Here is a 26,964-nt window from a genome sequence, read left to right as displayed (position 1 = left end):
AGATGAATAATTTTGAATTAAAAAATCCTACTAAAATCATTTTTGGAAAGGATACAATAGAGAAACTAAAAGAAGAAATTCCTGCAGATGCCAAAGTATTGCTACTTTATGGTGGAGGAAGTATCAAAAAGAATGGTATTTACGACCAGGTAAAAAAAGCTTTAGCAAATGTAGATGTTACTAAGTTTGGAGGTATCCCTGCAAATCCGGAATACGCAACCTTGATGGATGCTTTAAAAGTTATCAAAGATCAAAATATTACGTATTTATTAGCTGTTGGTGGTGGTTCTGTAATTGACGGAACTAAATTTTTATCAGCCGCAGCTGTTTACGAGGGTGACACGCCATGGGATATTTTGGCTGAAAATATTAAAACTAACAAAGGAATGCCTTTTGGAACTGTGCTCACATTACCGGCAACAGGCTCTGAAATGAATTCTGGGGCTGTAATTACACGTAAAGAAACCAAAGAGAAATTAGCTATGGGTGGACCTGGTTTGTTTCCTCAATTTTCAATTCTAGATCCTGAAGTAATAAAATCAATTCCACAACGTCAATTAGCAAATGGGTTAGCCGATGCTTTTACACACGTTTTGGAGCAATACATGACCTACTCCGTGGATGCTAAACTCCAAGATCGTTTTGCGGAAAGTATTTTGCAGACATTAATTGAAATTGCTCCGACGATACTGCAAGATGCGTTTGATTATAAAGCGGCTTCTAATTTTATGTGGAGTTGTACCATGGCGCTAAACGGATTAATCCAAAAAGGAGTACCTACAGATTGGGCTATTCACGCAATGGGACACGAACTAACGGCGCTCTATGGTATAGACCATGCAAGAACTTTGGCCATTATGACCGAAAGTCATTACAAATATAATTTTGAAGCTAAAAAAGAAAAATTAGCACAATATGGCGAACGCGTCTGGAATATTACTGAAGGAAACGTTGACGATAAAGCGTATGCTGCTATCGAAAAAACAACCGAATTTTTCAAATCTTTGGGGATCGATACAAAATTGTCGGACTACACCAACGAGTATGAAGGAACAGCAGAAGAAATCTCAAAACGTTTTACAGAGCGTGGTTGGTTAGGATTAGGAGAGCATCAGTCCCTAGCACCAGAAAATGTTGAGAAAATTGTAAAAATGGCTTATTAAATTAAAAATTATAAACGCACGTTACTTATGAAACGATTAAAAATTTTAGTCCTACTGCTAACCGTTATTGCAGTATCAAGTTGTAAAAACACTAAAGATGAAAAACCTTCTGAAAAAGTGTCAGAAGAAAAAGTTGAACTACAAAAAGAAATGAAAATATTATTTGTATTGACATCTCATGATGAATTAGGAGATACGGGAGAAAAAACAGGATTTTGGGTTGAAGAATTTGCAAATCCATATTACACCTTATTAGATAAAGGAGCAACAATTACGATTGCTACACCAAAGGGAGGTGCTGCGCCAATAGATCCTAGAAGTGATGCGCCAGATGCTGCAACTGAATATACTAAGCGTTTTGATAAGGACGCTGAAGCAAAAGAGCGAATTGCAAACACAAAAGTATTGGCTAATATGAATCCAGACGATTTTGATGCGGTCTTTTACCCAGGAGGACATGGTCCATTATGGGATTTGGCAAGCGATACTACTTCTATTGCTTTAATTGAAAAGTTTAATAGTCAAGAAAAGCCTATCGCCTTCGTATGTCACGCGCCAGCAGCATTAAAAAATGTTAAAGATGCAAATGGAGATCCATTGGTAAAAGGCAAGAAAGTGACCGGATTTACAAATACTGAAGAAGCGGCAGTTGGTCTTACAGAGGTGGTACCATTTTTAGTAGAAGATATGTTGACAGAAAACGGAGGAATCTACTCTAAAAAAGATGACTGGGCAGCATATGCTATTCAAGATGGAAATTTAATTACTGGTCAAAATCCAGCCTCATCTGAATTGGTAGCAGAAAAACTGTTGGAAAGTTTAAAATAACTATCTTATCATAAATAAAAAAAAGGTTATCCATTATGGATAACCTTTTTTTTTAATATTTTGAAATAATGAACTTTACACTAAAATATTAGTGAATAATTGATTAATGTTTTTTTGATTCGACCTAGTTCATAGTTATAATAAGAACGTTCATAGATCCAAAAAAAAATTGGATATGTAACTAAAAACTACTTATCCAACTGCGCCAACATTGCTCTTGCAGCTTTGCTAATGTTTCCATTCGTATCTAATGTAATCGCCTTATTGAGTACTTCTCTTGCTTTATCAGTATCGTGTAATGCTATATAGGCTTCCCCCATATTTTTATAAGTACTTGCAGAATTCGGAAATAGTTGTACAATCATAGAAAACACTTGAAGTGAAGCCTGAACTTGAGGTACCTGACCAGTTTGTAATAAAAGATTTCCTTTTTTGTTTAATTCTGTTTCAAAGTCGCAAAAAGCATAGCGGGGATCGTGTACCATTTTAGGGAGCTCGTTTGCCAATTTTGCTGTTTGTCCGGATAAATATAGGTTTGTTATATATTCGATGGGCTTAGGTTCAAAATTCTTTGCATTAAAGGTTAACGCTGCTTCTAATACAGGATCTTGATTCCGTATATAGTCATTAAAACTCATAGTTACCGGGATGCTGGGTGCTGTCCATTTAGCATTTTCTAGAGCGGGCATATCTTGCCACCATATGTAGGATATATACGCTGTAATTTTGCTGTTTGGTAATAGGACCGGTCGTGCATCTCCGTAAAAATTCACATTTTCTGAAGTCGGTTCACCCACCAAAATAGCCTCAGTATATCGGGTAATTTCATTAGTTAAATTCTGACATGCCGAAAATGTATCGCGTCCAATAATAAAAAAGAAGCTTCCCTTTTTATTAATCTTTGGTCTTGCTAATAGCCCTTTTATCAACGGGAGATTGTTGTAATTGTTACCCCCACCATTAAGACGAACATCGTAGACTAACTTTTCTATACTGTGCGTATCAATAAATTCGAACAGTCGGTTATAAAACTGCTCAAGGGTTTCGTTAGCAGCATCAAATACAGAGCTTTGTCTAACGTAGAGGGTTTTTATATCTTCTAAATATTCAAAATAATACAGTTTATCTTCAAAATGTTTTAAGTATAACGGGGTGGTCTCTGTATTACGAGCGGTTAGCCACTGTGCTGTCGGGAGTGTGAAATTGAAGGCCTTTGGCTTATCTTTAACAGGGATGGTTTTAAACACATGCTCAAAAACTTTTCCCCCTTTTTCTAAAGTAAGTGTCACGGTTTCTGAAAGTCCAGGGATGATGCCTTGTGCATGTAGTACCTCTGGCGATAGTAGAAATCGAAGCCCATAGGCTTTAAAATACTGTTCGTTTTCTATAGGAACTACAGGGTGTATTAGTTCTAAGGCTTTGTCTATAGGTGTCTTACCTACCTTCAAAACTTTTGCGCCCAAAGCTTTTTTGTAGTCTTTTTGAACACCTTCAATATAGATACCCTCATTAAAATGATACAGGTTTATAGGTAAAATTCCGCTTCTGGCCGTTGTACCATAGGGGATTTGTGTATGACCATACTTAAATTGCGAAACAATGCGGGCCAAGCCCACCCGAATTTCGTGTTCTTCTAAATTGGGAATATCCTTGTAAAGTGCTTCCACTTGAGTGTCAAAATCTTCTTTAGTAGTTTTTACAAAAAGAGATGTATAGTCTTTATGTAGGGTATTTTGCAAAAACCGAAGATCTTCTTGCCATTGTTTTGTGCTTATGGATTTCTGCGCTGATAAATGAAAAAACAGCAATAAATTAATTATAAATAGTATATTTTTCATAATGCTTTATTTAGATTGCGTTGTTATATCCTTATTTCTGGTTTGCTCTTTCTAAGAGTAAAGTAGCAAAAGATTGTACTCCATATTTTATTGTTTTTTCGTCCACCGCAAAGTTTGGTGAATGTGGCATAGAACTTAGCCCTTTTTCAACATTTGACCCTCCTAGAAAGAAGAATACTCCTGGTACTGTTTGCTGATAGAACATGAAATCTTCTCCAAAATAAGGAACTTGTCCGTAGAGTGGTTTAATCATTTCTTTGTTATAAAAACTAGCAATTGTTTGTGCTGCAATCTTTGTGAGTTTAGGATTGTTCATAGGGCTTCCGGCATAATCTTTTGAATATCCTATGGAGATAAAAGCGTCTTTAAATTTAGAATTAAGGAGTTGCTTTTTTATTTTAAGAGGTAAGCTATTCACTTTTTCTATATCAGTTTCAAGGAAACTAGCATTGTAAAAAGTAACTGTCTCGTCTGCATTTGTATGAAGTCTTGCTCCTTGTAAAATAAAGTAATCTTTAAAAATTGTTTCTTTGCTTGTCAACCCTATTGTAGGATCTGAAATCTTATTTATGATATCCCAAGGAGAACCGTCTTGTGAAATATTACGTACATAAACTTTTAATAGACTATTCATAAAGTTTTCTAATTCTTTTTTATCTGCACTCGGTTTGAATTTTACATTAAGTGTTTTTGTGTAGGCGAACAATTCATTACTTTTATAATTAATGGTTCCTGATGCTTCCGGCCCAATATGCAATCCATAAATTTCATCTGGCTTAATCATATCAAAAAGACCATCTGCAATAATGTCTTTTGCTCCTGTGAAAGTTTCTTCTGCTGGTTGGAAAATAAAATAGACGGTACCCTCCAAATTTTCTTTTTGTTGGGATAGAACGTTAGCTATTCCTAAGCCAATTGTTGTATGTATATCATGACCACAAATATGTCTTATTCCTTTGTTTTTTGACGCAAAGCTAACGACATCTGGTTCATCTGTTTTTATAGCATCCATATCGGCTCGCCATGCAATTTTTTGACCTTTTTTGTCTCCTTCTAAAATTCCTACTACCCCATTTCCTCCTATATTTGTTTTTACTTCCAAACCTAAATTTCTTAAATATTCAGCAACTATTTTGGAAGTTCTTTTCTCTTGCTTAGAAATTTCTGGATTCAAATGAAAATCTCTTCTAATCTCAACTAGATCATCATAAATATTATTAGTTTGCTCTACTATTTGCTGGTAGTGATGTGTGTTTTTATTCGATTGTGAAGAAAGTATTCTAACAGTAAGTAAAAGGCCTAGTAGTATGAGTTTTAATTTCATGATATAATTTTTTAGTTATTAATTACATCACAAATATGGTTTCATTTGCCTTTCAATAGTAGTGCTTTACGTTGAAACGTAGGTTTTGTTTGTTGAAACATCGCAGGCTATTTATGTATATATTAGTATTACTTATTCAGCCAGTCTTTAAAATCGCTTGTTTTTTGTCTGCTTACAATAAATTCCTGATCACGGGGATTTCTCAATGATAACTTTACGCGATGATTGAAATATGATTCTATTTTCTGAATTGAAAATTTAGAGATTATCTGACCTCTATTAATTCTGTAAAACTTAGTAGTATCTAAGGAACTATACAATTGATCCACCGTCTCATCTATGATGTACCGTTTGTTATGGGTCACGCCAAAAGTGATGCTATCTTGTGAATAGACATATAAAAGTTCTGATATCCTAATTTGTACGAAGCCACTCCCCTCTTTTACTAATATTCCTGAGCGTTTTTGTGGGGTTTGCATACTATTCAAAAGTTCTTTTAAAATAGTGGGTTCTATAAAATTTGAAACTATTTTAGTCTTTGAAAACTTGTCTAAGGCGGCGTCTAAGTCATTTTGTTTAATTGGTTTTAATAAATAGTCAATACTATTTACTTTGAATGCTTCGATGGCGTATTGATCAAAAGCGGTAGTAAAAATAATAGGGGCAGTTACCTCTATTTTTTGAAAAATTTCAAAACTTAAACCATCTGCCAGTTGAATGTCCATAAATACTAGATCCGGCGCCGTATTTTTTTGAAACCATGTAACCGCATCTTCTACAGAATCGATAATTGTTAGTATTTCAAAATCAAAAACACTGTTGCTTAGCAAATTTTGTAATTGATTGGCAGCACGGGGTTCATCTTCTACGATTAGTATATTCATGACCTTTCTTTTAATGGTTGTAATAAGGGAAGAGCAACTGTAAAATACGCTCCGTTATTATTGATGACGGGTGTTTTATTAGATATAAGTTGATACCGTTTTTTAATATTCTTTAGTCCAGTTTTTGTGGACGGAGTTTGGGTTGATTTTACTTTAATTCTGTTACTAACAACTAAGGTATCGGAAGTAACTGTTATTTTGATAAACAAGGGCTTACTTGCAGAAACGATATTGTGTTTAATAGCATTTTCAAGCAAAAGTTGTAAACTCATAGGTACGATCAGTAGTGAGTGCTTATCTTCAGAAATAGTCCAATCCAATTGTAGGTTATTTCCAAATCTTTCTGATTGAATGTTTATATAGGCTTTGGCAAATTGTAACTCTTTATCTAAGGTAATTAAATGGGAATCGCCAGACTCTATAATAAAACGATATACACCCGATAAATTGTCAACGAAATCCTTTGCATCTGCCTTAGTATCTTGCTCAATAATATCTCTTAAGGTGTTTAAACTATTGAACAGAAAGTGGGGTTGCACCTGATTTCTCAAAGTGTCTAACTGTGCTTGTATCATTAGTTGTTTAGTCCGCTCCTCATCTCTGATTGATTTTTTAAGTCTGACATAATAATAAACAGCTTCATATATTGCCATGGTCATGATAGTAATCAGAATGATAGGCAACAGAACCTTTATATTTACATAATGATTGGAATTGAAACCCAATAGACTAAAAAATTTTGCCATCAAAAACCCCCCTATTAAATCGACTAAAAGTATTACACTGATAATGGCAAAAAGAAGAAGTAAAATACGTTTTAAATCATCTTTAAAACTCGGGTATTTTTTTCGTAAAAAAATCAGAATATTTCTTATAATTAACCAATCTATAATTGTAAACAATAAGGAAGCAAACCAGCCTATCAATAACAGTTCTATCGACGGCCTCTCGGATGGATTGTTAAATAAATAGTTTGTTACGAAACTTAGAAATAAAATACCTAGCACAGAAAACCAACTGTCATTGAACCCTAAATAATGGATACGTTTTTGTTTATTGAATAATGGCATAAATGTTAGTTGATTAAAAGTATACCCCGTTTACACTGGGAATATCTAAATGTACTTATAAAGTACATAAAACTTCAAAAGGCTAACAACACTCTTTTGATTCTTATTTCAAAGTAACCGTTTTATATAGGGCATGAATGCTAATAACGGTATTATTAGGATGGCATACAAACTAAAAAGAAAGCGGTGGTTAGCAGTTCAAATATCTTAAGATTTATAACAAAATAAAAGCATACTTTGTTGAAACGTCGTACTCGGTGTTTGAATTGTTTTACTTTTAGAGATGTTACAAATTAACCTATAAACATGAAAAGAGCTTGTAACTAGAAAATTGATTCTAGCTACAAGCTCTCAAAAAAAGTTCTTGTATCCTACTTATTATTCTCCGGAGGTTACAAAACCGATAGGTTGGAGCAACACTTCTCTACTAGCAATATCGATGCCTTGCTCTGTATCGCTAGCGACCACTCCAGGGGTTCCTCTGGGCAAATCATATGATTCTCCGACAGAAGCCGCACCGTAGCCAAGGTCCTTCATAGAGCCAGCAGTAATTCTACTGAGAGGGTTTTCTCCTAGGTTTAAGAAGCCTGTCATCAACTCATTATTAAGAGCAGCCTCATCCCAATGGCCCAAAGCTGTACCGGGTCCAAAATCACCTTCGATCGGTAATTCTTCCGTTCCTCCCTCGGCATTCCAGAACACATTTGCTTTTCTCCCTAAAAAATATGGATTACTATCGGTTCCTCCACGTAAAGTTCTGTCAAAACCAAATGGAGCTACGTTCCAAAGCGTACCAACACCCAAAACATGACCCATTTCATGAACAATTACTTCTTCAAACAAATCCAATTGTTCTAAAAAGTCAAGATCAGCCACATCGAAGAACATTACTCCGGCCAATGTCAAAAAATCATCGGTACGCACGAATCGAGGTCCTGCTTGACCAAGAATATTACCGGGTCCGTCAATAGGAGCTAATACTACTTCAATAATAATATCATCAACTGTCCCCTCATCGACCAGCGGAGGAAATCCGTTAAAAGCTGAAGGTAGCGTACCCGTAAATGAAGGTACGTCTTTTATGATAATACGTTCCCATCTTGCAGCAGCAGCTTCAAAAACTTCAATTTGTCTATCTGTTGGAGGCAAAAGATACTTTAAAGTTATATTGAAACGTCCTCTATCGACACCGGGTGCCTGCGTGGTTTTAAAAGCTTCAGGACCTAAATCTTTAATGATAATGGGATCATCCGTATAGGTTTTTAAGCTAATTTCAAGCTCTTTAGCATCAGATTCTTGTAATGTATCGGTTTCCGAAATTTCATCGGAACAAGCTGTAAACAAAAAGGTGCTGAGTACGATTCCAAATCCAATGACTCGAAGGGGATTTTTATAAGCGTTTTTCATAAGAATAATTGTGTGTGAGTTAAAAAAATAGATAAAAAAGATACCCTTTGCTTAACATCAAACCGAGATACGTTATTCTCGAAAATTAACAATTAAACAAAGCACTTTGTTAAATTTAAAACAATATATAGATAAATACAATTATTTTTAATTATTTAATAATCAACACAATAATTCAATCTTTATATATGATTGAAACCACCACGCATTTTGCTCTATTTAAGTTTGGCGTACTATTTTTTTTGAAACTTTACAGTCCCACCTTCTACAGAATTGATAACAGTTAGTAGTTGGCTTTATGGTATATTCCTTTGTGTGTCGAGTTTTTCACCTTTTAACACGTAATAAATAAGAATTACAAAAATATCAGGGTCAATACCCCCTATAGACTTAGTGATTTACCTGTTGCAACCGCTTGCCGATTGATTGTTCTTTGCGCAACTACTAATCATAAAGAATAAAAGATGAAAACTGATTACGCATTCTTGAAAGCCCACTACCTACTTCTATTCTTATTTTTAGCATCCACATACTCATTTTCACAAAACTGGAATTCCGGATGGGTCTATATTGAAAATGTCAAAACCGGACTTGTCATGGATGTGCAAGGAGATATAAAAGCAAATGGAACCACGGTGTGGCCCTTTTCGCTAAATCATGGCAGGGCACAATTATTTCGATTTAGTTCAGCAAATATTCCGGATAGTTTTGGGGATGATGCACGCTATATGATGGCATACGACAACAGTGGTTTGAGTTCCGATTTCTACGTATCTGTTAAAACACCTCCCCTAGTAGTTTTGGGGACTGAGGTCAATGTACCTTCCAGTTCCGGGGCTAGCAGTCCTGATTTGTTAGTATCACCCACAAGTGAGATGGTTGCAACCGATGATCGTATGGTAAGCGATAAAAAAACATTTAAGAATTTTGTTTTCTCTATCGAGTCAAAACGAACCTATGACAACGCTCCTACCAACGTGATCAATGATCTTTCGATTACTTCAGTGGAAGCACCCAAACAACTCTGGAATCTTATTCCCGTTGCTGGTCAAGCGGATACGTATTTTATTCAGAGTGCTCACTTTACAGATAAAAGAGTGATTGAACCTGTAGATTTTAGTTCCGGGGGGACGCTGGTACTTAGCTCCTTTACCGGAAACGATATTCAAAAATGGAGAATTATAAAAACGAAGCCGAAAGCAGCTACAAATCTTACCCTTTCTAATTTTGAGTGGGAAGAAAAGTATGTTCAAAAACCATGGTATAAGCCATGGAAATGGCACTTTGTTCAAAAAATAAAAGGAACATTGTCATGGTCCAACTCAAATACTTCAGACCTAACAAAACAATACATCCTAATTGATGGTGGTAGTAGCTCGGAGTATGATCCAATTGCATTGGCATCAAATAAAACAAGCCATACGTTTAATATAAAAAGTACTACATCGGCAAAGACAAAAGAACATTGTTTTAAGGTGAGAGGCCACAGCAAGTGGGTAGCGCAAAATGTGACATTTAGCGATGGCGAATGTCAAAAACCAACATTTGACCAAACACCACCTGCAACCCCAATCCCAGCCGTGGGCATCAGCAAAATAGTTGTTACTAATTGTCATAGTGATAAAAAATCTGTTCGTTTATGGACACTTGATCATACCGTTAATGATGGTGTTTGGAAGGATCACGGAACTTTAAGCAGTCAATGGCAAGGATCGGGATGTCCGGTTGGATCTCCAAAGATCATTAATTTAAGCGATAATCATAGCTATACCTTTGTCGCTATAGATTGCGGTAATGCACCGCCCAACCAAACGCAAGGGAGTTGTCATAAATATACTAGTTCACCAATTAAAGGAGATGCAGACGGAACAGCCGTGCCTATTGATATCTAAAAAGCAGCCAAATTTATCTGTACTAGGAGATAAATTCGCACTTATTAGCAATTGATAATTCCCTTCGACTGCTATCCATACAAGTGCCACGCAGTACATATCTATAAGAGTAGACTACTTCTTAAGAAGGTAAACACGCATAATGAATGGAGTATTTTTCTCAGGGTATCAACGTTTTGGCAAAAGTAATTGATGAATAAATTTCATTTTTTCAATGACAGGTGATGTAATCACAAAGGGATATACATCGGGTACTCCCATGGCTCTATTGATACTATTTACTGCAAAAGATAAAGGCATGCATATAGTAATAATAGTGTCAAAATCTGCTTCGGTATACGGATCAAAATATACTTTTGTTTTTTTAGCTTTACCTATACTCTTTGGTTTTATATTGACACCACAAAAATAGGCAGTCTCTACCATATCCATGATATGCAAATAATGCGCCCAAGTCTCTGCCCAATCTTCCCAAGGATGTGAGGTCGCATATGTACTTATAAAGGAATGTTGCCAATCATTGGGCGCACCAGTTTTATAATAGTTTTGTAACGCTTCTCCATAATTGAGGCGTTCATCTCCAAAAAGAGTCCTAAACGTTGATAATGCTTGAGGGTTGGAAAAGATTAATCGATCCCAGAAATAATGTCCGACCTCATGTCTAAGATGCCCAATTAAGGTGCGATAAGGCTCTAAGAATTGCTTTCGCATTCTTTCTCTTTCTACAGAATCGGCTTCTTTTAATAAAATAGTGATCACCCCGTTTGCATGACCCGTCATAAGATTAGGGTCATTTTGCTTGGAAACAAAGTCAAAACACAAACCATTGTCATCAGTCATCTTGCTTATGAGCGATACCCCCATTTTTTGAAGTTGATACACCAAACGATGCTTTGCGACTTCTAGATCTCGCCATTTTTCAAAATTTTCTTGATCAGATAAATCGGGAATGGTTCTGTTGAGTTGACATGCCGTGCAATACTCTTGCGGACTGTCTTTTTCGATTAACCAGTTACATACATCATAGGCGTTATTTTTACAATACTTATATCCCAGTTGTTCTCTATCCCAAATAAGCGCATTGTTTTGAATTGAAGCAAAGGTCAACATTATACGATCTCGATCTCTATAACCTGAGGAATGTCCACAGTTTTCACACGTATGGTTTTCAAAGTATAAAGCATGGTGACAATGACCACATTGAAAAATTTTCATATATTTTTTACTAGCATAAAATCAAAATAATGATTAAGATAAAATTAAAGTATTTCTATTGATAATTGTGTGATTAACTGAGAAGTCGCACTACCACGAATACCTCCGGATACGGGCATCGTATTTTCAAAATGAGCACTTGAAGCAATAGGAAAATGAGTGTTACCGGTAAAAATACCATGACTGGGATCTAAACCTAACCAACCGGTGCCTGGTAGAAAAACATCTATCCATGCATGCAATTCATAGGCAGGTTCTTCCTCGTCCATTTCAAAATAAAAGTAACCACTAACAAAACGCGCTGCAAATCCCTGATATCGGAGTAAGTTAATAAGCATCCACGACAAGTCTCGACACGATCCTTTTTTAATCACAAAGGTTTTATCTGGTAGCAAAGGAGCTCCGTCTTTTCTATATTCAACACTAAAATCTTGATGGATCTGTTTTATGAGTTGTGTCAAATAAGAAAGTGTATTAAAATGTGAAGCTTTTTGTATGGCAGCACCATAACTAATTAAAGCTTGAGATATAGGGTGTTGTTCTAAGGAAGCAAATAGTAATTTTTTCTGCTCTTCTAAATATTCAAATGGTAACTGGTTATACTGCGGTGGATGTAAAATGAAATTAAACGGATTATAAGGCGTTGTTTCTACGGTGCTTTCAGCCATAATAGACAACTGCTTTGTTACTCCTTCAAACCAATAAAAATCAACAACATTAGTATCTTCATCTTGTATCACACGATGTCCAACAGGTTTTGAAAGTAGAGTCAATGAAAAATCAACTACTTTGAGATAGGACGTTTCTCTTGGACGGAATCTCAAATAATGAGGTTCTATAAAAACTTCCGAATCAAATATATAGTCTGTACTGTGAATGATTTTAAATATCATGTGTAAAATCTATTTCAGTTCTAATTTTAATGGTAGTGTAAAGTAATCGATTATTGTGGTTTTTTAATTAATAGTTACTAATATTCTCGATAGAGAAAAACGACTCGTAAATAGCGGCGGAAATAGCGTTTAATTTGCGCTGAAAATTATCTAGATATTCGTGCATGCCCTTTTCTATAATATCATTGATATCTGAATATTCAAGCTGAGATTTCAATAATCCGATCTGTTTTTGAGCGCTATTTTTAAATCCTTCATTACTTACTGAAAGTCTTTTAAGGGATTTTTCGGCACTTACTAAACATGCTAACATAGAGCGAGGAAACTCTTTATCTAAAATCAAAAACTCTGCAATCGTAGGTGCCGTTAGTTTTCCATATTTTTTTCTGTACATATCATAGGCACTCACCGATTTTAATAACGCTGCCCATTGTATTAAATCTAAGGAGGAACCTACTTCTTTGGGAGAGGACAGTAAAATATGATACTTGACATCCAAGACTCTAGATGTTTTATCAGCGCGCTCAATGACTTGCCCAAGTTTTCCAAAATGCCAACCATCTGATCGTGATAAAGTGGTATCAAACATGCCATAGAGTAGTTGACAACCATTTTTGATTTCGTTAAAAAAGCTTCTTAAGTTTTTACTGTTATAGCGTTTTTTTTCAAGACCATCTTTCACCAAAAAATAGAGATAATTAATTTGTTCCCATACTTCTTTAGTGATTTCGGGACGGATAGCTCTGGCATTTTCTCGTGCATTCAAGATGCAATTATAAATTGAATTGGGATTGTTTTGATCAAAACCCAAAAAGAAAATAACTTTATTTTTATCGACTTTACCATACAGGGATTCGTATACTTCCCAATCTCCGGTAGTTACTACAAGAGGTTTCCATTGTTCAGATTCGTCCGGTGGTAACTCTAGCGATAAATTGTAATTAACATCCATAAAACGCGCATAATTTTCGGCACGTTCTATATACCTATTCATCCAAAACATTGTATTTGCTACTCTTCCTAACATGCTTTCCTTTTTAATTATTTAAAACCCAAGTGTCTTTACTGCCTCCTCCTTGTGAAGAGTTGACAACTATTGATCCTTTTTTGAGAGCTACACGTGTTAAAGCACCAGGAATAATCTTTATTTCGTCACCATACAAAGCGTAAGGTCTCAAGTCTACATGACGTCCTTCGATAGTATCATCTGTTAATGTTGGTACACGCGATAAGTTTATCATGGGTTGCGCAATATAATTGCGCGGTTTATTCTTTATTTTTAAAATGAATTCTTCTTGTTCTTTTTTGGTAGATTTGGGACCAATTAACATGCCGTAGCCACCAGAAGCATCGGTTTGTTTTACGACTAAATTATGAATGTTTTCAATGACATATTTTCGATCTTTTTCTTCATCACAAATAAAGGTTTGTACATTGGGCAGGATCATATCTTCACTCAAATAATACTTTATAATTCTAGGAATATAAGCGTAAACCGCTTTGTCATCTATAACGCCTGTTCCTGGTGCATTGACCAAAACCACATTCCCTTTAAGGTATGCATTAAATAATCCTGGAGTTCCTAATAGTGAATCTTTATTAAACACTAAGGGGTCTATAAAATCATCATCAACACGACGATAGATTACATCTACCTGTTGTAAACCTTTGGTGGTGATCATATACACAAATTCATTTTTAACCACCAAATCTCTACCTTCAACTAACTCGGCTCCCATTTGTTGTGCCAAATAAGAATGTTCAAAATAGGCTGAATTATAAGTTCCAGGTGTTAATACAACAATGGTTGGTTTTTCTACCTCGGTTAAAGATTCTAATGTATCTCTTAGAATGTGTGTGTAGTTGTATACTGGTTTTACATTTAATTTTTCAAAAAGCTCCGGGAACGTTCTTTTAAGAATTTCTCTGTTCTCAAGCATATAAGATACCCCTGAAGGACATCTTAAATTGTCTTCTAAAACGTAGTACTGTCCATCGCCTCCTTTTATCAAATCTGATCCTGTAATATGACACCAAATATCTTTGGGAGGTTCAAACCCCTGAAGTTGTTTTAAATACGAGGCACTGGAAAAGATCAACTCTTTTGGAATAATTTTATCCTTTAAAACCTTTTGATCATTGTATATATCTTGAATAAAAAGATTCAGCGCTTTGATACGTTGCTGCAACCCTTTTTCTAAGTGCATCCATTCTTTATTATCGATAATTCTAGGGATAATATCCAAATGCAAAATACGTTCAGAACCCGCATCATCATTATAAACATTAAATGTCATACCTATGGATAATTGTGCTCTATCGGTAGCATGCTGGAGGGTATTCAATTTTTTATGCCCCATCTTTTCAAGTCGCTCCATAAAAAGCTTGTAATTTGGTCTGACGCGATTTTGTTCGTCAAACATTTCATCATAAAAGCCTTTGGTATCGTAATTTGAAAAGTTTATTTTCGACATTGAAGATGGATTATTTTAGTGAATAGACTTTAGAACTTAGCTTCTAATTATTACTATCAATATAAGTAATTAATATGAAAATTGGGGGCAGATAATCTCATTAGTTTCAATTACCTCTGATGAGATTCAAATTTCTGTGAATATATCAGCACCTATATATCAATTTTTGAATCTACGTGCACCAAAGCGTTTCTCACCTCCAATAGTATCTTCCGTCACATTACTCTTTAAATATTTTCAACATCTTGATATAATGGTAATTAACTTCCAAACCGATAGACTTTAGGAAATGGTAACTAATTGATTATTGACAATTCTTATCAATTCATTTTTTTACTATAAATTTGTTGCATCTTTTATAAACCTCTTTAAAAATTTTTATGAAAAAAATTACACCTCTTCTGTTCATTCTATTAATTACTGCATGCTCGGTGGAGCCAGCAATCGATGAATTATCAATTGAAACTGATACTGACACCGAGAACAATTCTGATACTGACACCGATAACGATTCTGACAACAATTCAGATGCCGATGCTGATGCTGATGCCGATGCTGAAATTATATACTACTTACCATTTATAACAACCAATACAGCTCAAAATATTTCAATTAATCAGGCTAAGTTATCAGCTCATATAGAGTTGGCGCCTTTGTCTGTAGGAGATGGAATTGCGGGGAATAGCAACCAAATCGAAAGGAAAGGTATTGTGTGGGGGGTAAATGAAAATTTAAGTTTAGACAATGGATTCAATATCATTTTTAATAGTGATCCCGGGGACTATAGTACTACTTTAGAAAATTTAAACCCGGCCACAACCTATTATTTCAATGCCTACGCAATTAATGCTAATGACGAAGTTGTATTTGGAATCGAGCAATCGTTTACCACAGCTACAGAAGCACCTTGTGAGTATGAGGTTGATAATTATCTGAGACCTATTTATAAAGATTATGATCAACCATATCGTCCAGAACGAGTAAGTTTGACCAATCCTAATATATATGGACAAGGAAATCTTGAGTTTGTAGCATCTTCAAGTAACTCCATTGTTAAAATCATAGTACGATTGAACGAAATTGATGGTAACTTACCTTTATCGGGAACGTATAAAGGAGTCTATGATTTTAATAACCTCTCTATACAATCAAGTAATGAAATGAGACTCACGATTGAAGATTATAACGGATTAATTGATTTTTATCCTCAAGGAGCAAGTAACAACACGGATACCGAAATTTACATTCAGAATACAGGAGATAAGATTTCTTTTATTTTTTGTGACACTGCTGTAGGAGATTATGTGCTTACCGGAAAGTTTAGCTACCAGATACCTTAAACTTTACTAATACCTAAGCTAAGAAAGGACTGTCAAAATTGACAGTCCTTTCTTAATACTTTTGATATGTAAGTAGATTCTATCTCTATAGATAAAAAATAGTAGCCGTTAAAGTGTTAGCATCGTCAAAACCTATCCCATGAATCTCTCCTTGTGAAGTACTGCTAAGTTCAAATTTTATAACTGTATTTGAAGTTACACTATAAATAATAGGAATATACTTCCATGTATTATTTGTCAATGGTAAGGATGCTCCCCTACTATTAATAAAAAATCACCTGCAGCATCCTGAGTCCCAAAAGGTGTAATTGTAAAATTATTAAAGTCTATTGATTCACAAACTGGATTTGGATTACTTGATCCAGTTTGAATACTAATAGCATAAATAGCGAAATCACTCTGCCATCCATTAGTACCAGAACCTGTTACAACATAAAGTCGCAATTGCACATTATTATTTCCAACATAGGCTGATAGGTTGATATCTGTAGTATTCCATTTGTTTCCTTGATCTTCATTTCTACTAAATATGCTTGTCCAGCTACCTGCATTATCTGTTTTAGCTTCTAAGATCAAACTATTGATTGCAGTACCATACATATGATAATTAAACGTAAGTTTTGGAGCGTTCAAATAACTTAAGTTTAGACAGGGCGAATTAAGAATTGCTCGTTTATTGGGAAAACCGTTCCCATTACCTGATGCCTACACATAGATATAGGCATTTCCATCAACTTCACTACCAGGTCCAGTAGTACTAGAAGGTGTACCACCATTATTTCTTGTAAAACTGAATTACTCCAAGCTCCAACTTACTTTCAAAACTCTCGTAAAAAGGAAATGTAGATATATTTCCTTAGCAGATCTATTCTGCAGGAACCTATCCAGAGAAAAATCCTCCTAAGCCTTGAGGTGTAACGAATATAAAATGATTGTCTTCTGCTAATTGTTAAGAATTACTTTGGTTATATTGTATGTTACTAGTGTCTGTATACCCATGGTTATTCAAATTAGCGGAGCAGGTTTATTAGCATTGTAACTTTGATGAATGTACAGTCTATATTGTCTTATTTTTCCCATTATACTGTAAGGTTACATTTATAAGCTGCTGTGAATATGTAGAGACAGTAATTATAAGTGTAATGGTAAAAAGTAATAAGGATCTTTTGAGGAACCCTAATTTTGGATTTCATTTTATAGGTTTTAGGATTAAACAATTTATCTAAGAAATAATTCACATGTCATATATCTTAAACTGTTAAAAAATAAGATAAGACACATATTATTTAGTAGATGAAGATGACTAAATTCTTAAAAAACATTGATTATCTGTATACTTTGTTTAAGTGTTTTTTTTAACTTCTGCAAAGATAGAATAAGGACTTAATTAGTATGTAGGCTCTCACCTGTTCTCTCAATTTTTTTGGATGATTTTTAGAAATCAAAACGATAGATCATCTTAAAAGCTACTCCCCAATTTTCTCTTGACATTTGCTGATTATAATTACTTGATGTCACCAAATAAATATAAGATAATGGTTTATACTCTCATTGCAATCTGGTGTTTACATTAGAATTATCATGTTGTGTATTATACTGTTCATCTAAACTAGGTTTGTAATCGGAGTTTTTAGTATTGTTGATAACATCATTTTGATGCTTTACCGTTAAAGCCGGGGTTATTGTAAAACGAGAAGTTGATATTTTGGGTAAATTTTCAACGGCAAACTTTTCGGTAAAGCGTAAATCAAATAAGCGATAATTACGGCTCACTTTTTTAAGATAGTCCAGGAGTTAATTTTAATATCTCGTACATAAAATTGAATTCCAAAAACAGTATTATTCTTATTAAAGTTTATTTCTTTTAGCCATTAGGCCAGTCCCTTCATTTGCTCTAAAAAGATGACGACTTCTGTATTATAACTCGCTCCAATAGGTATTTCCTGGCTGTTTAGTTCGATCGTATGTTTAGAAAATGCGGAAATTTTTGAAGTATTTATGATATATGATCTATGAACTCTTAGAAAATTTTGAGCCGCCAATTCTTGCTCAATAGCTCCTAGTTTATATTTAGAAACAACAACTTTATCATTTTCCAGATGGATCTGGATATAGTCTTTTAAACTTTCAATATAGATTATCTGATCTAATACAATTTTATGATATTTACTTCCTGATCTTACAATAATAAATTCATCGTAGGTTGCTTGAGATTGTTTTTCAGTCCTGATCTCTTGATTTAAACGGGTATATTTATCAATTGCCTGTATAAACCTTTCAAAAGTTATAGGTTTTAATAGATAGTCAATTGTCTCCAAATCATAACTTTCTACAGCAAAATCCCTGTAAGCTGTTGTAAATATTGTCTTAGGTGGATTTTTTAAGGATTTGAGGAAGTCAATACCTGTCAATTGTGGCATCTTTATATCCAAAAACATCAGATCTATAGCTTCGGTATTCAATATTTCGAATGCTTTTATAGCGCTATTACATGTAGCTATAACTTCTATAACATCAATGCTCGCACAATGTTTTTCTATCAACCTTACAGCCAACGGCTCATCATCAACTATCAAACAGCGTATTTTCATTAGTTACTATACTTTATAATTAGCGTTACAGTAAATGTATTGGGATGCTTATCAATTTGTAGTTCATACATGTTCCCATAAATCAAATCTAACTGTTTCTTTATATTTTTTAGCCCTATCGGAGTTTTATCTAACGCATTGGTCTGAGGCATAACCGAATTTGAAATTACAAATTTAAAAGTGGTTTCCGAGTTCTGAAGGTGTATGTCAATTTTTGGGGAACCACTATCCTCTCCCGCGCCATGTTTAAAAGCATTTTCGACCAAGGATAACAATATCAAAGGAGCAATAACACCTTCTTGCCTACCCTCGTTAATAAAGTTGATTTGTAAGCGATCATCATAGCGTAGCTTCTCTAAGTCTATATAGTTTTTTATGAATTCAATTTCAGAGGACAGCGCTACAAATTTTGTATTGCAGCGATATAAGACATAATCCAGAATTTGAGATAATTTTTCAATCGATTTTGGAGCCTTCGGAGAGTTTTCTATGGACAGAACATAAATATTATTTAAGGTGTTGAAGAGAAAATGAGGATTTAATTGCGATTTTAAGGTTTTTAATTCTGAAGCAACTTTTTCGCTTTGAGACACTAATTCATGCTGTTTCATAGCTTTATAATTCATGAAGTATTTAACAAATAAAAAGATAAATACAGTCGAATATACGGTGGGTGAATAAACTAAGAGTAAATATTTAACTTCTGCAAAGAGTTGAAACAACGTTTCCTGTTCAAACGGAGCTTCTCTATATAAAGGCTCGGCTACCTTAACGATTAACACTCTACCCAAAACCAGAAAAAAATATGAGCTTGCGAGTACTAATATACTTCCGATTACAAACTTCTTTTGGGCAATAAATATTGATATAACAACATATGCAAAAAAATAAGATGCTAGAATTTGCGGAATTAATAAACTAACCGTTTTAGCCATTGCTAAATCAAGCGATTCATTTTGATCTATTATGTTTCTTGAAGCCGCTAGCAAGAAAATAGCAGACCAGAATAATATATGTTGCAAAGCTCGATTGCTTTGAATGACTTCAGAAAGGGATCTTAAAAACCGCATATTTCTTTATTAAAGGTGATAAAAGTAACGAAACCAGTCCTGTTTTTAAGCACTATCGATCAATTCCTTTTTAGCATAGATCAAAACGTCTTTTTTGTAGATGAATACTATTAATCTTAAAAAGTAAGGTCTATAACTGTATATACCCGCTATTTATCTATATGCCGATAAAAAAAATATGGAATACCACACATTTGCTCCTCAATTATAACACCTATATTCTATAAATTATGAAAAAAATTATGTTTTTCTTATTGCTTGGCGTAAGTATAAATATGCATTCACAATCTTTGAATAACTTGTCTATTACAGGAACCATTCTAGATAAATCCACTCAAGAACCATTACCATTTGCCACAATAATTCTCCTACAGTCCAACACCATTGTTACCGGAGCAAGTACCGATCAAGATGGAACCTTTGATCTAACAACTAAACGCGGAAATTATACCATTCAACTCGAATTTATGGGGTATGAAACCGTGATACTTCCCAAGCAATCGTACCAAGAATCTATCAATTTGGGTACATTATATTTAGAAGAGACAATCGAACAGTTGGATGCTATAGCCATAACTGCAGAAAAATCAACTGTAGAATATAAATTGGATAAAAAGATTTTTAATGTTGGAGAGGATCTAATCTCTAAGGGAGGATCTGTTGGTGATGTTTTAAATAACGTTCCATCGGTTACCGTAGATGCGATTGGAGCAATCAGCTTACGCGGAAATCCAAATGTTAGAATTCTAATTAATGGTAAACCTTCTGTACTAACCGCAAATAATGGTTTAGATCAGATTCCTGCAGATACTATCGAGAAAGTAGAGATTTCTACCAATCCTTCATCAAGATACGGAGCTGAAGGAACTGCCGGTATTATAAACATTGTCTTAAAACGAAATAAAAAAGGCGGTTTTGGGAGTTCCATTCAGGCCACTATGGGATATCCTAAAAATTACGGAGTGAATTATAACTTCAATTACAAAACTAAAAAATTTAATATATTTTCGAATTTAAGTCATAGGAATTTGAGGTTTCCGGGATCTATGACCTACTTTCAAACTAATTTGAGTGATCAAGGTTCAGCATCTTTTATCGAGCAAGATGTTTCATTAGAAAGAAATTATAAATTGAATACAGTGTATGTTGGGGGTGATTATTATATCAACGAGAATAATACCTTAACCTTCAGTTACTATTTAACAAATAATATTAGTAATCAAAATGTGACGTATCTCTATGATTTTCTCACTAGTGATAAGGAACTAGATAAAACAATCAAAGCAACAAATACTTATGAAGAGCCTCAAAACGCAAATCAAATAGAAGTTAATTATGTAAAGACTTTTCAAAACCCCGACAAAAAACTTACCGCCAATATTCAGTATGATTTTTGGAATGACGATGAGAACGAAAATATTAGCGAGCAAGAAATATTTCCGACAGAAAAAGCTAAACAACATATAAGAAGTAGAGATATTGAGAGTAGTAAAGATTTATTGGTTCAATCAGATTATGCAATGCCAGTTTTCAAAAACTCCCAGTTAGAAATGGGCGTTAGAGGGGAAATAAGACGAATCAACAGTGATTACAAGGTTTGGACTAATAACCTGCTCGTAGATAGTTTAGATAATTTACTGCGCTATGATGAAAAGATTTACGGAGCATATGTACAATATGGGAATAAGGATAATAAATTCGAATACGCTATCGGGTTAAGAGTAGAACACTCTAATACAAAAACTAAGGATAGGAAAAATCTTTTTAAAAACCATAAAAAGTATACCGATCTATTTCCTACTGTTCATTTAACGTATAATTTTTCAGAGAAACAAAGTTTGCAGCTAAGTTACAGTAAGCGAATTACCAGACCTCGGTTTTGGCAATTAAACCCTTTTGGAGGGATTGCGGATAGAAACAACATTCGGTATGGAAATCCTGACTTAAATCCAATGTACACGCATTCTTTTGAACTGGCTCTTTTACAAAGGTGGAATCGGTTTACGATGAACCCTTCTGTGTATTATCAGCGGTCTACTAATATTTTTGAAATGATAACGTTTGCGACTTCAGACAACGTTATAAGTACGCTTCCTGTCAATTTGGGTATAGAAAACAGGTATGGTTTCGAATTAGTTAGTACGTACTCCCCTTTTCAATGGTGGCGTTTATCGGGTGAAATTAATTTGTATGGTTTTGATCAAACAGGAACATTTGAAAATAAGGACTATAATACACGTGATAGTGCCTGGACATCCAGAATCAACTCTTCCTTAAAATTCACGAAGTTTTCTGTACAAACAACGTTTAACTATACTGGAGCAAGAACAAGCGGACAGACATACACTCGAGATGTTGCTTGGTTGAACCTAAGTTTGAGTAAGGATTTTTTAAGTGACCGCATGTCGCTGACAGTTAACGCATATAATTTATTTAATTCAAGAATCACTAAACAATCTATTACCGGCGAGGATTATTCGCTTGATATTGTCCAAAATACTGCACAACGTAGATTATCAGCAACATTGACCTATCGCTTCAATAGAACTAAAAAAGATAAAGATCGCTTACCTGATTAGAGGTATTAACCAAAATGTTGAGCATCTTACAAATAGATGGTAAAGTATCTGCAAAATATATAAGAAATTGAGAACACATTAGACCCTTCAGCTGGGGTTTATATAAATCAGCTGAAGGGTAAATAAAAAAAATGAAAAGAGATAGATAAAACAATTCACTAACGTATTTCATTTCTAGGTGGTATATTTGCGCAACATTAATTGATTCTTACAAATAATACACATAACAATCATATCATCTCTATTGATTCTATGCCTTTTAAAAAATTACATTCTGATATCAAAGAAAAGCTGAGAACGCTAGAAATTGTAACTCCTACTTCTTTTCAAACTCAAAGTATACCTGTTATAAAAAGTGGTGCAAATGTTTATTGCACGGCCCCAGAAGGGAGCGGTAAAACAACTACTCTTGTGCTGACTACTTTACAGAAATTAAAATGCGAAGCTGTAGGTAATGCACCGAGAGCTATCGTGTTGGTAGAGAACGCTGAGAAAGCTTCAGAAATGTTTGAAATTTTTAGGAAATATAGCAGACACACCTCATTACGTGTCTATTATGCTGATGAACAACAACACGTTGACTTACTGAAATCAGAAATATTTGAAGGTGTAGACATTCTTATTGCCACTCCGCAAATGCTTAAAAAGTTGCTTTTATTTAATGGTGTAAGCATCTCTCAGTTAAAAATTTGCAGTATTGATGATGCTGAATTTTTAGTGGAAAATTCATCGTATACAGCGCTTATCTCGATAACACAAAGTATCAAAAAATGTCAGTTTGTACTATACTCAGAGAAGATAGACCCTAAACTAAAACGCTTTGAATCCAGCTTTATGGAATTCGCTAAGATAGTGGCTGTATAAATAGTTAAGAATGGTATTAGTTCGTTTTTTGTATTGAAAAATCTAGTTTATTTATCAAGTTGATCTGATATTTCTCAAATTTTTACTAGTGCCTTTATACGAAGTTCAAGGTATTGGTGTACCAAATCGTTAACGGAAAGTTTTGCGTTTTTGAACCGTGTAGTATCTGTCAAAATTTCTACTACAAAATGCATGTCCATAGCCATCATCAAATCGATATTAAAACGATTAAACTGTCCACTATCCATACCTTTTTTATAAATATTTTTGAAAGTAATCAGCATACGGTCTATAAATTTGGTAATCATCTCCCAAACATTGCTATAATGTTCTTTGATTTCATCGAGAAATCGTATAGACAGACCTGATAAGCTTTTGCTGATGGTTAGTAACATAAAACGATAAGCTAGTTCCATATCCTCCGTATCGGGGAAATCTTTGAGAATAGCGGTTTCAATATCATTTAAGATAAAATATACCGTAGCTTCGATTATCTCATTTTTAGTTTCAAAATAGGTATATAGAGTACTTTTACTCTTACCCATCATTGAAGCTAATTCATCTAGCGTTATTTTTTCTAATGCCCTATCTTGCAATAAAGGAAAGAGACTTCGTACCCAGGTTTCTGCTTTTGGGGTAAGTGCTTTGCGCTCTTTGATTAATGACTTTCTGCCCATAATTTTTTAGAACCAACCTTTTAATAATTCGTTTGTAGTCATTCTTACTACTGCTTTATAAGGATTATAATCCGGTTTCAGAGATTTTCCTTTAGCCAATCGATGTATTTGATAATCATAGAAACCAGCTTCTGCGAAATCTTTCATCTTTTTAATTTTAAAATCGAAAGTAGCATCTTTGACACGACTTTCTGAGGTTTTTAAAAAGTTTTTGGGGAAATTCTCTTCATTCAGAAATGGTCTGGCAAATCCTATTAGGTCAAGCTCTATATTTTTCAAAACCTGTTCACAAAAGGAGCGTGATCTAAAACCACCTGTTACCATAATTGGTAACGCTGTCTGAGCTTTAATTTTTTTTGCAAAGTCTATAAAATATGCTTCTCGTTGGCGAGTGGATTCACGCTGCTTTAGCCTTTCAAAAAAAACAACATTTTCATAAGTTCCACCAGATATTTCTAGCAAGTCAATACCCAGTCTTTCTAAAATGCGAATCACATACATGGCATCATCTTCATCAAAACCACCCCTTTGAAAATCAGCACTGTTCAATTTCACAGAAATAGGAAAGGAATCTCCAAGTCTTTTACGAAGACGATTGATAATATTGATGAGTAAACGTGCTCTATTTTCTATTGTACCACCATACTCATCAGTTCGCTTGTTTGTTAACGGTGATAAGAACTGATTGATTAAATAACCATGTGCGGCATGTACCTGAATACCTGTAAAGCCTGCCTTTTGACACAAAACAGCAGTTTTTTCAAAACGATCTTCAACATCATTAATTTGTTCCATTGTCATTGCTTTGGGCTTGGCAAAAAGAAATAATTTTTTGAGTTGTATTGCAGATGGTGCTATTGGCTTAAAAGTTGAAAATATAGTAGATTGCCTTCCTGCGTGACTTATTTGTGCCCACAGATGAGTATTATTCGCTGTACCAGCCCTTACCATTTCTGATAAAGAGGATACGGCATTTTCATTTTCCAGTACAAGATTGGCAGAGGCTTCTTTGTAGCGTTTGTCCACCATAATATTACCGGTAATTAATAAACCTGCACCATTGCTACTCCAATGCTTATAAAGTTTTTCAAGCCTTTTTGTAGCCTGCTGTTGCCTGTTTGCCAAGCGTTCGGTCATAGCTGCTTTAACAATTCGATTTTTAATAACAGCTCCGCAAGGTAATTGTAGTTCTTGTTTTAAATATGAAGATGTAGAAAATGAAGTTGATGCCATAGCTATGATGTATTATTAAATAGTCTTTTGAAATGGAAAAATAATTATTTTTTTGAAGGTATTTTGGACATTGCTAATTCACTAATGGCAGTTATTGACAAGGAAGGATTTACTCCGGGGTTTGCCGAAATCATAGAACCATCACATACCATCAGGTTATGGTATCCAAAAACTCGATTGTCTTTATCGATGACGCCTGTTTCCGGATCCTTCCCCATGACTGCTCCACCCAAGATGTGAGCTGTTGTCGGAGTACCCAGTAACACATCAGTGAAATTGGCGTACGGAATTCCTTTAACTTTGTCACCATACATTTTTGCTAGCTTGGAAGCTTCGGGAATAAATCCGCTGGGTGCTTCGCCGGTTTCAGTGGTTGTTTTAAGTTTGGTAATCTTGCCTAGTTTAAGTTGTAAGGTACTGTCTAAGGTCTGCATAAAAAGTAGTACAGTAGTTCGCTTCCCATAGTTACGCGTAAACACTGTTTGTATACTACGCCACGGATGCTTTAAGAAAACCCCGAACACACCGAATAATCGTAACAGTACATTTTTGTGATGCACTAGCGGAATTGTTAGCAGTCTAAAGAAACCGGAACCTTTACCGTAGCGAACAGGTTCCAGATGGCTATTTTTATCAGTTTCTAAAATGGAGCCTATGGCGATACCTTTTGTATAATCCTTCGTATTTTTTTCGGTAGACGTAATCACCAACAAAGACTCATTATTAGTACGAATATTACATCCTACCTTATCTGAAAGATTAGGCAACGAACCTTTAGCTTTCATTTGTAATAATAAGGGTACTGTGCCTATCACCCCTCCCGAAAAAATTACATTTTTTGCTTTTATTTGCTGTTTTCTACCTTTGCCAGTACTCTTTTTATAGTAAATGGTATAGCCTGTAGCTCCTCGTTTCTTATCAATAGGCTGTATATCATACACTTCAGATTCAGCTATAATGTTTGCTCCCAGTTGTTGTGCAAAGTACAGATAATTTTTATCCAAGGTATTTTTTGCATTATACCGACACCCTGTCATGCAAGCTCCGCAATGTATACATCCAGTTCTGTCTGGGCCTTTTCCGCCAAAATATGGATCAGATACAGTTTTACCAGGTTGACCAAAATACACTGCAACTTGAGATGCGGAAAAATCAGCCTCTTTGTCTATAGATTTTGCGAGGTCTTTTATTGCTTCATCTGCAGGTCCAAAAATTTTATTTTGTGTAGCTCCGAGCATACGAAGCGCTTCTTGGTAATGCGGTTTTAGCGATTCTTCCCAATTGTCAAGACCCGCCCAGCTTCCGGTATTGAAAAAAGCCGGTTTAGGAATTGGAAGAGTGTTTGCATAGGTCAAGGATCCACCTCCCACACCTACCCCAGAAAGAATACTGACATGATTTAGATAGGTCATTTTAAAAAAGCCGAATAATCCTAGTCTAGGTTCCCAAAGCCATTTTTTTAAATTCCAATTGGTTTTGGGAAAGTCTTGACCCCTAAACCATTTTCCTTTTTCTATGACTAAAACAGTATAACCTTTTTCTGCTAAACGCAAAGCACTTACGGATCCTCCAAAGCCACTCCCGATAATTACATAATCATAAGTATTATCTGATGCCATATA

Annotated in this window: 21 protein-coding genes and 1 pseudogene; 6 read left to right on the top strand and 16 right to left on the bottom strand. The window is 34.7% G+C overall.

Features of this window, described 5'->3' with window-relative positions; all coding sequences use genetic code 11:
* Positions 1–2: 2 nt before the first annotated feature.
* Together ACJRPK_RS06085 and ACJRPK_RS06080 are read left to right on the top strand one after the other, a co-directional pair.
* Positions 3–1,163, top strand: coding sequence for an iron-containing alcohol dehydrogenase (locus ACJRPK_RS06085; protein WP_407138982.1), 1,161 nt, complete (start codon positions 3–5; stop codon positions 1,161–1,163).
* A gap of 27 nt (positions 1,164–1,190) precedes the next feature.
* Entirely contained in the window at positions 1,191–1,991 is an 801-nt protein-coding gene (locus tag ACJRPK_RS06080) for a type 1 glutamine amidotransferase domain-containing protein (RefSeq protein WP_407138981.1), read from the top strand.
* A gap of 188 nt (positions 1,992–2,179) precedes the next feature.
* Here the strand turns inward: ACJRPK_RS06080 and ACJRPK_RS06075 are convergent, their stop codons facing one another.
* From ACJRPK_RS06075 to ACJRPK_RS06055, 5 genes are all read right to left on the bottom strand, one after another.
* A complete protein-coding gene (locus tag ACJRPK_RS06075) occupies positions 2,180–3,829 on the bottom strand; it encodes a hypothetical protein (RefSeq protein ID WP_407138980.1) in 1,650 nt (549 codons plus the stop codon).
* A 31-nt stretch (positions 3,830–3,860) separates the two neighbouring features.
* On the bottom strand, positions 3,861–5,153 hold the full coding sequence (locus ACJRPK_RS06070; protein ID WP_407138979.1) for a M20 family metallopeptidase: 1,293 nt from the start codon (positions 5,151–5,153) through the stop codon (positions 3,861–3,863).
* A 128-nt stretch (positions 5,154–5,281) separates the two neighbouring features.
* On the bottom strand, positions 5,282–6,037 hold the full coding sequence (locus ACJRPK_RS06065) for a LytR/AlgR family response regulator transcription factor (protein WP_407138978.1): 756 nt from the start codon (positions 6,035–6,037) through the stop codon (positions 5,282–5,284).
* Positions 6,034–6,783 carry a sensor histidine kinase gene (locus ACJRPK_RS06060; protein ID WP_407138977.1) on the bottom strand — a complete coding sequence of 250 codons (750 nt, stop codon included), beginning with the start codon at positions 6,781–6,783 and terminating at the stop codon, positions 6,034–6,036. Before ACJRPK_RS06060 ends, ACJRPK_RS06065 begins: the two co-directional genes overlap by 4 nt.
* Before the next feature lie 702 nt (positions 6,784–7,485).
* Positions 7,486–8,514: a leishmanolysin-related zinc metalloendopeptidase gene (locus tag ACJRPK_RS06055; protein WP_407138976.1), complete on the bottom strand. Its 1,029-nt coding sequence runs from the start codon at positions 8,512–8,514 to the stop codon at positions 7,486–7,488.
* Positions 8,515–8,978: 464 nt separating this feature from the next.
* On the opposite strand from ACJRPK_RS06055, the gene ACJRPK_RS06050 reads away from it, so the two are divergent.
* The gene (locus tag ACJRPK_RS06050) at positions 8,979–10,406 is read left to right on the top strand and encodes an RICIN domain-containing protein (RefSeq protein ID WP_407138975.1); all 1,428 of its coding nucleotides are present in this window, start codon (positions 8,979–8,981) and stop codon (positions 10,404–10,406) included.
* Between the two features lie 168 nt (positions 10,407–10,574).
* On the opposite strand, the gene ACJRPK_RS06045 is transcribed toward ACJRPK_RS06050, so the two are convergent.
* The 4 genes from ACJRPK_RS06045 to ACJRPK_RS06030 all read right to left on the bottom strand — a co-directional run bounded on the left by ACJRPK_RS06045 (position 10,575) and on the right by ACJRPK_RS06030 (position 14,988).
* Positions 10,575–11,621: a putative zinc-binding metallopeptidase gene (locus tag ACJRPK_RS06045; RefSeq protein ID WP_407138974.1), complete on the bottom strand. Its 1,047-nt coding sequence runs from the start codon at positions 11,619–11,621 to the stop codon at positions 10,575–10,577.
* Between the two features lie 44 nt (positions 11,622–11,665).
* The gene (locus tag ACJRPK_RS06040; protein ID WP_407138973.1) at positions 11,666–12,514 is read right to left on the bottom strand and encodes a transglutaminase N-terminal domain-containing protein; all 849 of its coding nucleotides are present in this window, start codon (positions 12,512–12,514) and stop codon (positions 11,666–11,668) included.
* A 67-nt stretch (positions 12,515–12,581) separates the two neighbouring features.
* Positions 12,582–13,541 carry an alpha-E domain-containing protein gene (locus ACJRPK_RS06035; RefSeq protein ID WP_407138972.1) on the bottom strand — a complete coding sequence of 320 codons (960 nt, stop codon included), beginning with the start codon at positions 13,539–13,541 and terminating at the stop codon, positions 12,582–12,584.
* Between the two features lie 10 nt (positions 13,542–13,551).
* On the bottom strand, positions 13,552–14,988 hold the full coding sequence (locus ACJRPK_RS06030) for a circularly permuted type 2 ATP-grasp protein (RefSeq protein WP_407138971.1): 1,437 nt from the start codon (positions 14,986–14,988) through the stop codon (positions 13,552–13,554).
* Between the two features lie 380 nt (positions 14,989–15,368).
* On the opposite strand from ACJRPK_RS06030, the gene ACJRPK_RS06025 reads away from it, so the two are divergent.
* Positions 15,369–16,328, top strand: coding sequence for a hypothetical protein (locus tag ACJRPK_RS06025; protein WP_407138970.1), 960 nt, complete (start codon positions 15,369–15,371; stop codon positions 16,326–16,328).
* A 237-nt stretch (positions 16,329–16,565) separates the two neighbouring features.
* Here the strand turns inward: ACJRPK_RS06025 and ACJRPK_RS06020 are convergent.
* The 4 genes and pseudogenes from ACJRPK_RS06020 to ACJRPK_RS06005 form a co-directional block, all read right to left on the bottom strand.
* Positions 16,566–16,997, bottom strand: a pseudogene (locus ACJRPK_RS06020) (hypothetical protein); the annotation flags it as partial.
* An 879-nt stretch (positions 16,998–17,876) separates the two neighbouring features.
* Positions 17,877–18,101: a hypothetical protein gene (locus tag ACJRPK_RS06015; RefSeq protein WP_407138969.1), complete on the bottom strand. Its 225-nt coding sequence runs from the start codon at positions 18,099–18,101 to the stop codon at positions 17,877–17,879.
* A gap of 98 nt (positions 18,102–18,199) precedes the next feature.
* Positions 18,200–18,919 carry a LytR/AlgR family response regulator transcription factor gene (locus ACJRPK_RS06010; protein ID WP_407138968.1) on the bottom strand — a complete coding sequence of 240 codons (720 nt, stop codon included), beginning with the start codon at positions 18,917–18,919 and terminating at the stop codon, positions 18,200–18,202.
* Positions 18,919–19,989: a sensor histidine kinase gene (locus ACJRPK_RS06005; RefSeq protein WP_407138967.1), complete on the bottom strand. Its 1,071-nt coding sequence runs from the start codon at positions 19,987–19,989 to the stop codon at positions 18,919–18,921. Before ACJRPK_RS06005 ends, ACJRPK_RS06010 begins: the two co-directional genes overlap by 1 nt.
* Positions 19,990–20,219: 230 nt before the next feature.
* Between ACJRPK_RS06005 and ACJRPK_RS06000 the strand changes: the two genes are divergently transcribed.
* Positions 20,220–22,568 (top strand): TonB-dependent receptor domain-containing protein, encoded by a 2,349-nt coding sequence (locus tag ACJRPK_RS06000; protein ID WP_407138966.1) that lies wholly within the window; start codon positions 20,220–20,222, stop codon positions 22,566–22,568.
* Between the two features lie 252 nt (positions 22,569–22,820).
* Positions 22,821–23,432 (top strand): DEAD/DEAH box helicase, encoded by a 612-nt coding sequence (locus ACJRPK_RS05995; RefSeq protein ID WP_407138965.1) that lies wholly within the window; start codon positions 22,821–22,823, stop codon positions 23,430–23,432.
* A gap of 74 nt (positions 23,433–23,506) precedes the next feature.
* Here the strand turns inward: ACJRPK_RS05995 and ACJRPK_RS05990 are convergent, their stop codons facing one another.
* The 3 genes from ACJRPK_RS05990 to ACJRPK_RS05980 are packed head-to-tail and all read right to left on the bottom strand — an operon-like array spanning position 23,507 to position 26,961.
* Entirely contained in the window at positions 23,507–24,109 is a 603-nt protein-coding gene (locus ACJRPK_RS05990; protein ID WP_407138964.1) for a TetR/AcrR family transcriptional regulator, read from the bottom strand.
* Positions 24,110–24,115: 6 nt separating this feature from the next.
* A complete protein-coding gene (locus ACJRPK_RS05985; RefSeq protein WP_407138963.1) occupies positions 24,116–25,342 on the bottom strand; it encodes an NADH:flavin oxidoreductase/NADH oxidase family protein in 1,227 nt (408 codons plus the stop codon).
* Between the two features lie 44 nt (positions 25,343–25,386).
* The gene (locus ACJRPK_RS05980) at positions 25,387–26,961 is read right to left on the bottom strand and encodes a GMC oxidoreductase (protein WP_407138962.1); all 1,575 of its coding nucleotides are present in this window, start codon (positions 26,959–26,961) and stop codon (positions 25,387–25,389) included.
* Positions 26,962–26,964 lie beyond the last annotated feature (3 nt).

Source organism: Aquimarina sp. 2-A2 (assembly GCF_045505135.1).
GTDB classification, from domain to species: Bacteria; Bacteroidota; Bacteroidia; order Flavobacteriales; family Flavobacteriaceae; genus Aquimarina; species Aquimarina intermedia.
The sequence above is the reverse complement of the archived record's forward strand: the minus strand, read 5'-3'. Positions and strand labels throughout refer to the sequence as shown.

Bases quoted from the DNA above. Each gene is read 5' to 3' on its own strand.
- ACJRPK_RS06070 (WP_407138979.1), bottom strand. From the start codon at position 5,153: ATGAAATTAAAACTCATACTACTAGGCCTTTTACTTACTGTTAGAATA.
- ACJRPK_RS06085 (WP_407138982.1), top strand. From the start codon at position 3: ATGAATAATTTTGAATTAAAAAATCCTACTAAAATCATTTTTGGAAAG.
- ACJRPK_RS06080 (WP_407138981.1), top strand. From the start codon at position 1,191: ATGAAACGATTAAAAATTTTAGTCCTACTGCTAACCGTTATTGCAGTA.
- ACJRPK_RS06065 (WP_407138978.1), bottom strand. From the start codon at position 6,037: ATGAATATACTAATCGTAGAAGATGAACCCCGTGCTGCCAATCAATTA.
- ACJRPK_RS06035 (WP_407138972.1), bottom strand. From the start codon at position 13,541: ATGTTAGGAAGAGTAGCAAATACAATGTTTTGGATGAATAGGTATATA.
- ACJRPK_RS06005 (WP_407138967.1), bottom strand. From the start codon at position 19,989: ATGCGGTTTTTAAGATCCCTTTCTGAAGTCATTCAAAGCAATCGAGCT.
- ACJRPK_RS06030 (WP_407138971.1), bottom strand. From the start codon at position 14,988: ATGTCGAAAATAAACTTTTCAAATTACGATACCAAAGGCTTTTATGAT.
- ACJRPK_RS06060 (WP_407138977.1), bottom strand. From the start codon at position 6,783: ATGGCAAAATTTTTTAGTCTATTGGGTTTCAATTCCAATCATTATGTA.
- ACJRPK_RS05995 (WP_407138965.1), top strand. From the start codon at position 22,821: ATGCCTTTTAAAAAATTACATTCTGATATCAAAGAAAAGCTGAGAACG.
- ACJRPK_RS05980 (WP_407138962.1), bottom strand. From the start codon at position 26,961: ATGGCATCAGATAATACTTATGATTATGTAATTATCGGGAGTGGCTTT.
- ACJRPK_RS06025 (WP_407138970.1), top strand. From the start codon at position 15,369: ATGAAAAAAATTACACCTCTTCTGTTCATTCTATTAATTACTGCATGC.
- ACJRPK_RS06055 (WP_407138976.1), bottom strand. From the start codon at position 8,514: ATGAAAAACGCTTATAAAAATCCCCTTCGAGTCATTGGATTTGGAATC.
- ACJRPK_RS06045 (WP_407138974.1), bottom strand. From the start codon at position 11,621: ATGAAAATTTTTCAATGTGGTCATTGTCACCATGCTTTATACTTTGAA.
- ACJRPK_RS06050 (WP_407138975.1), top strand. From the start codon at position 8,979: ATGAAAACTGATTACGCATTCTTGAAAGCCCACTACCTACTTCTATTC.
- ACJRPK_RS05990 (WP_407138964.1), bottom strand. From the start codon at position 24,109: ATGGGCAGAAAGTCATTAATCAAAGAGCGCAAAGCACTTACCCCAAAA.
- ACJRPK_RS06010 (WP_407138968.1), bottom strand. From the start codon at position 18,919: ATGAAAATACGCTGTTTGATAGTTGATGATGAGCCGTTGGCTGTAAGG.
- ACJRPK_RS06075 (WP_407138980.1), bottom strand. From the start codon at position 3,829: ATGAAAAATATACTATTTATAATTAATTTATTGCTGTTTTTTCATTTA.
- ACJRPK_RS06040 (WP_407138973.1), bottom strand. From the start codon at position 12,514: ATGATATTTAAAATCATTCACAGTACAGACTATATATTTGATTCGGAA.
- ACJRPK_RS05985 (WP_407138963.1), bottom strand. From the start codon at position 25,342: ATGGCATCAACTTCATTTTCTACATCTTCATATTTAAAACAAGAACTA.
- ACJRPK_RS06000 (WP_407138966.1), top strand. From the start codon at position 20,220: ATGAAAAAAATTATGTTTTTCTTATTGCTTGGCGTAAGTATAAATATG.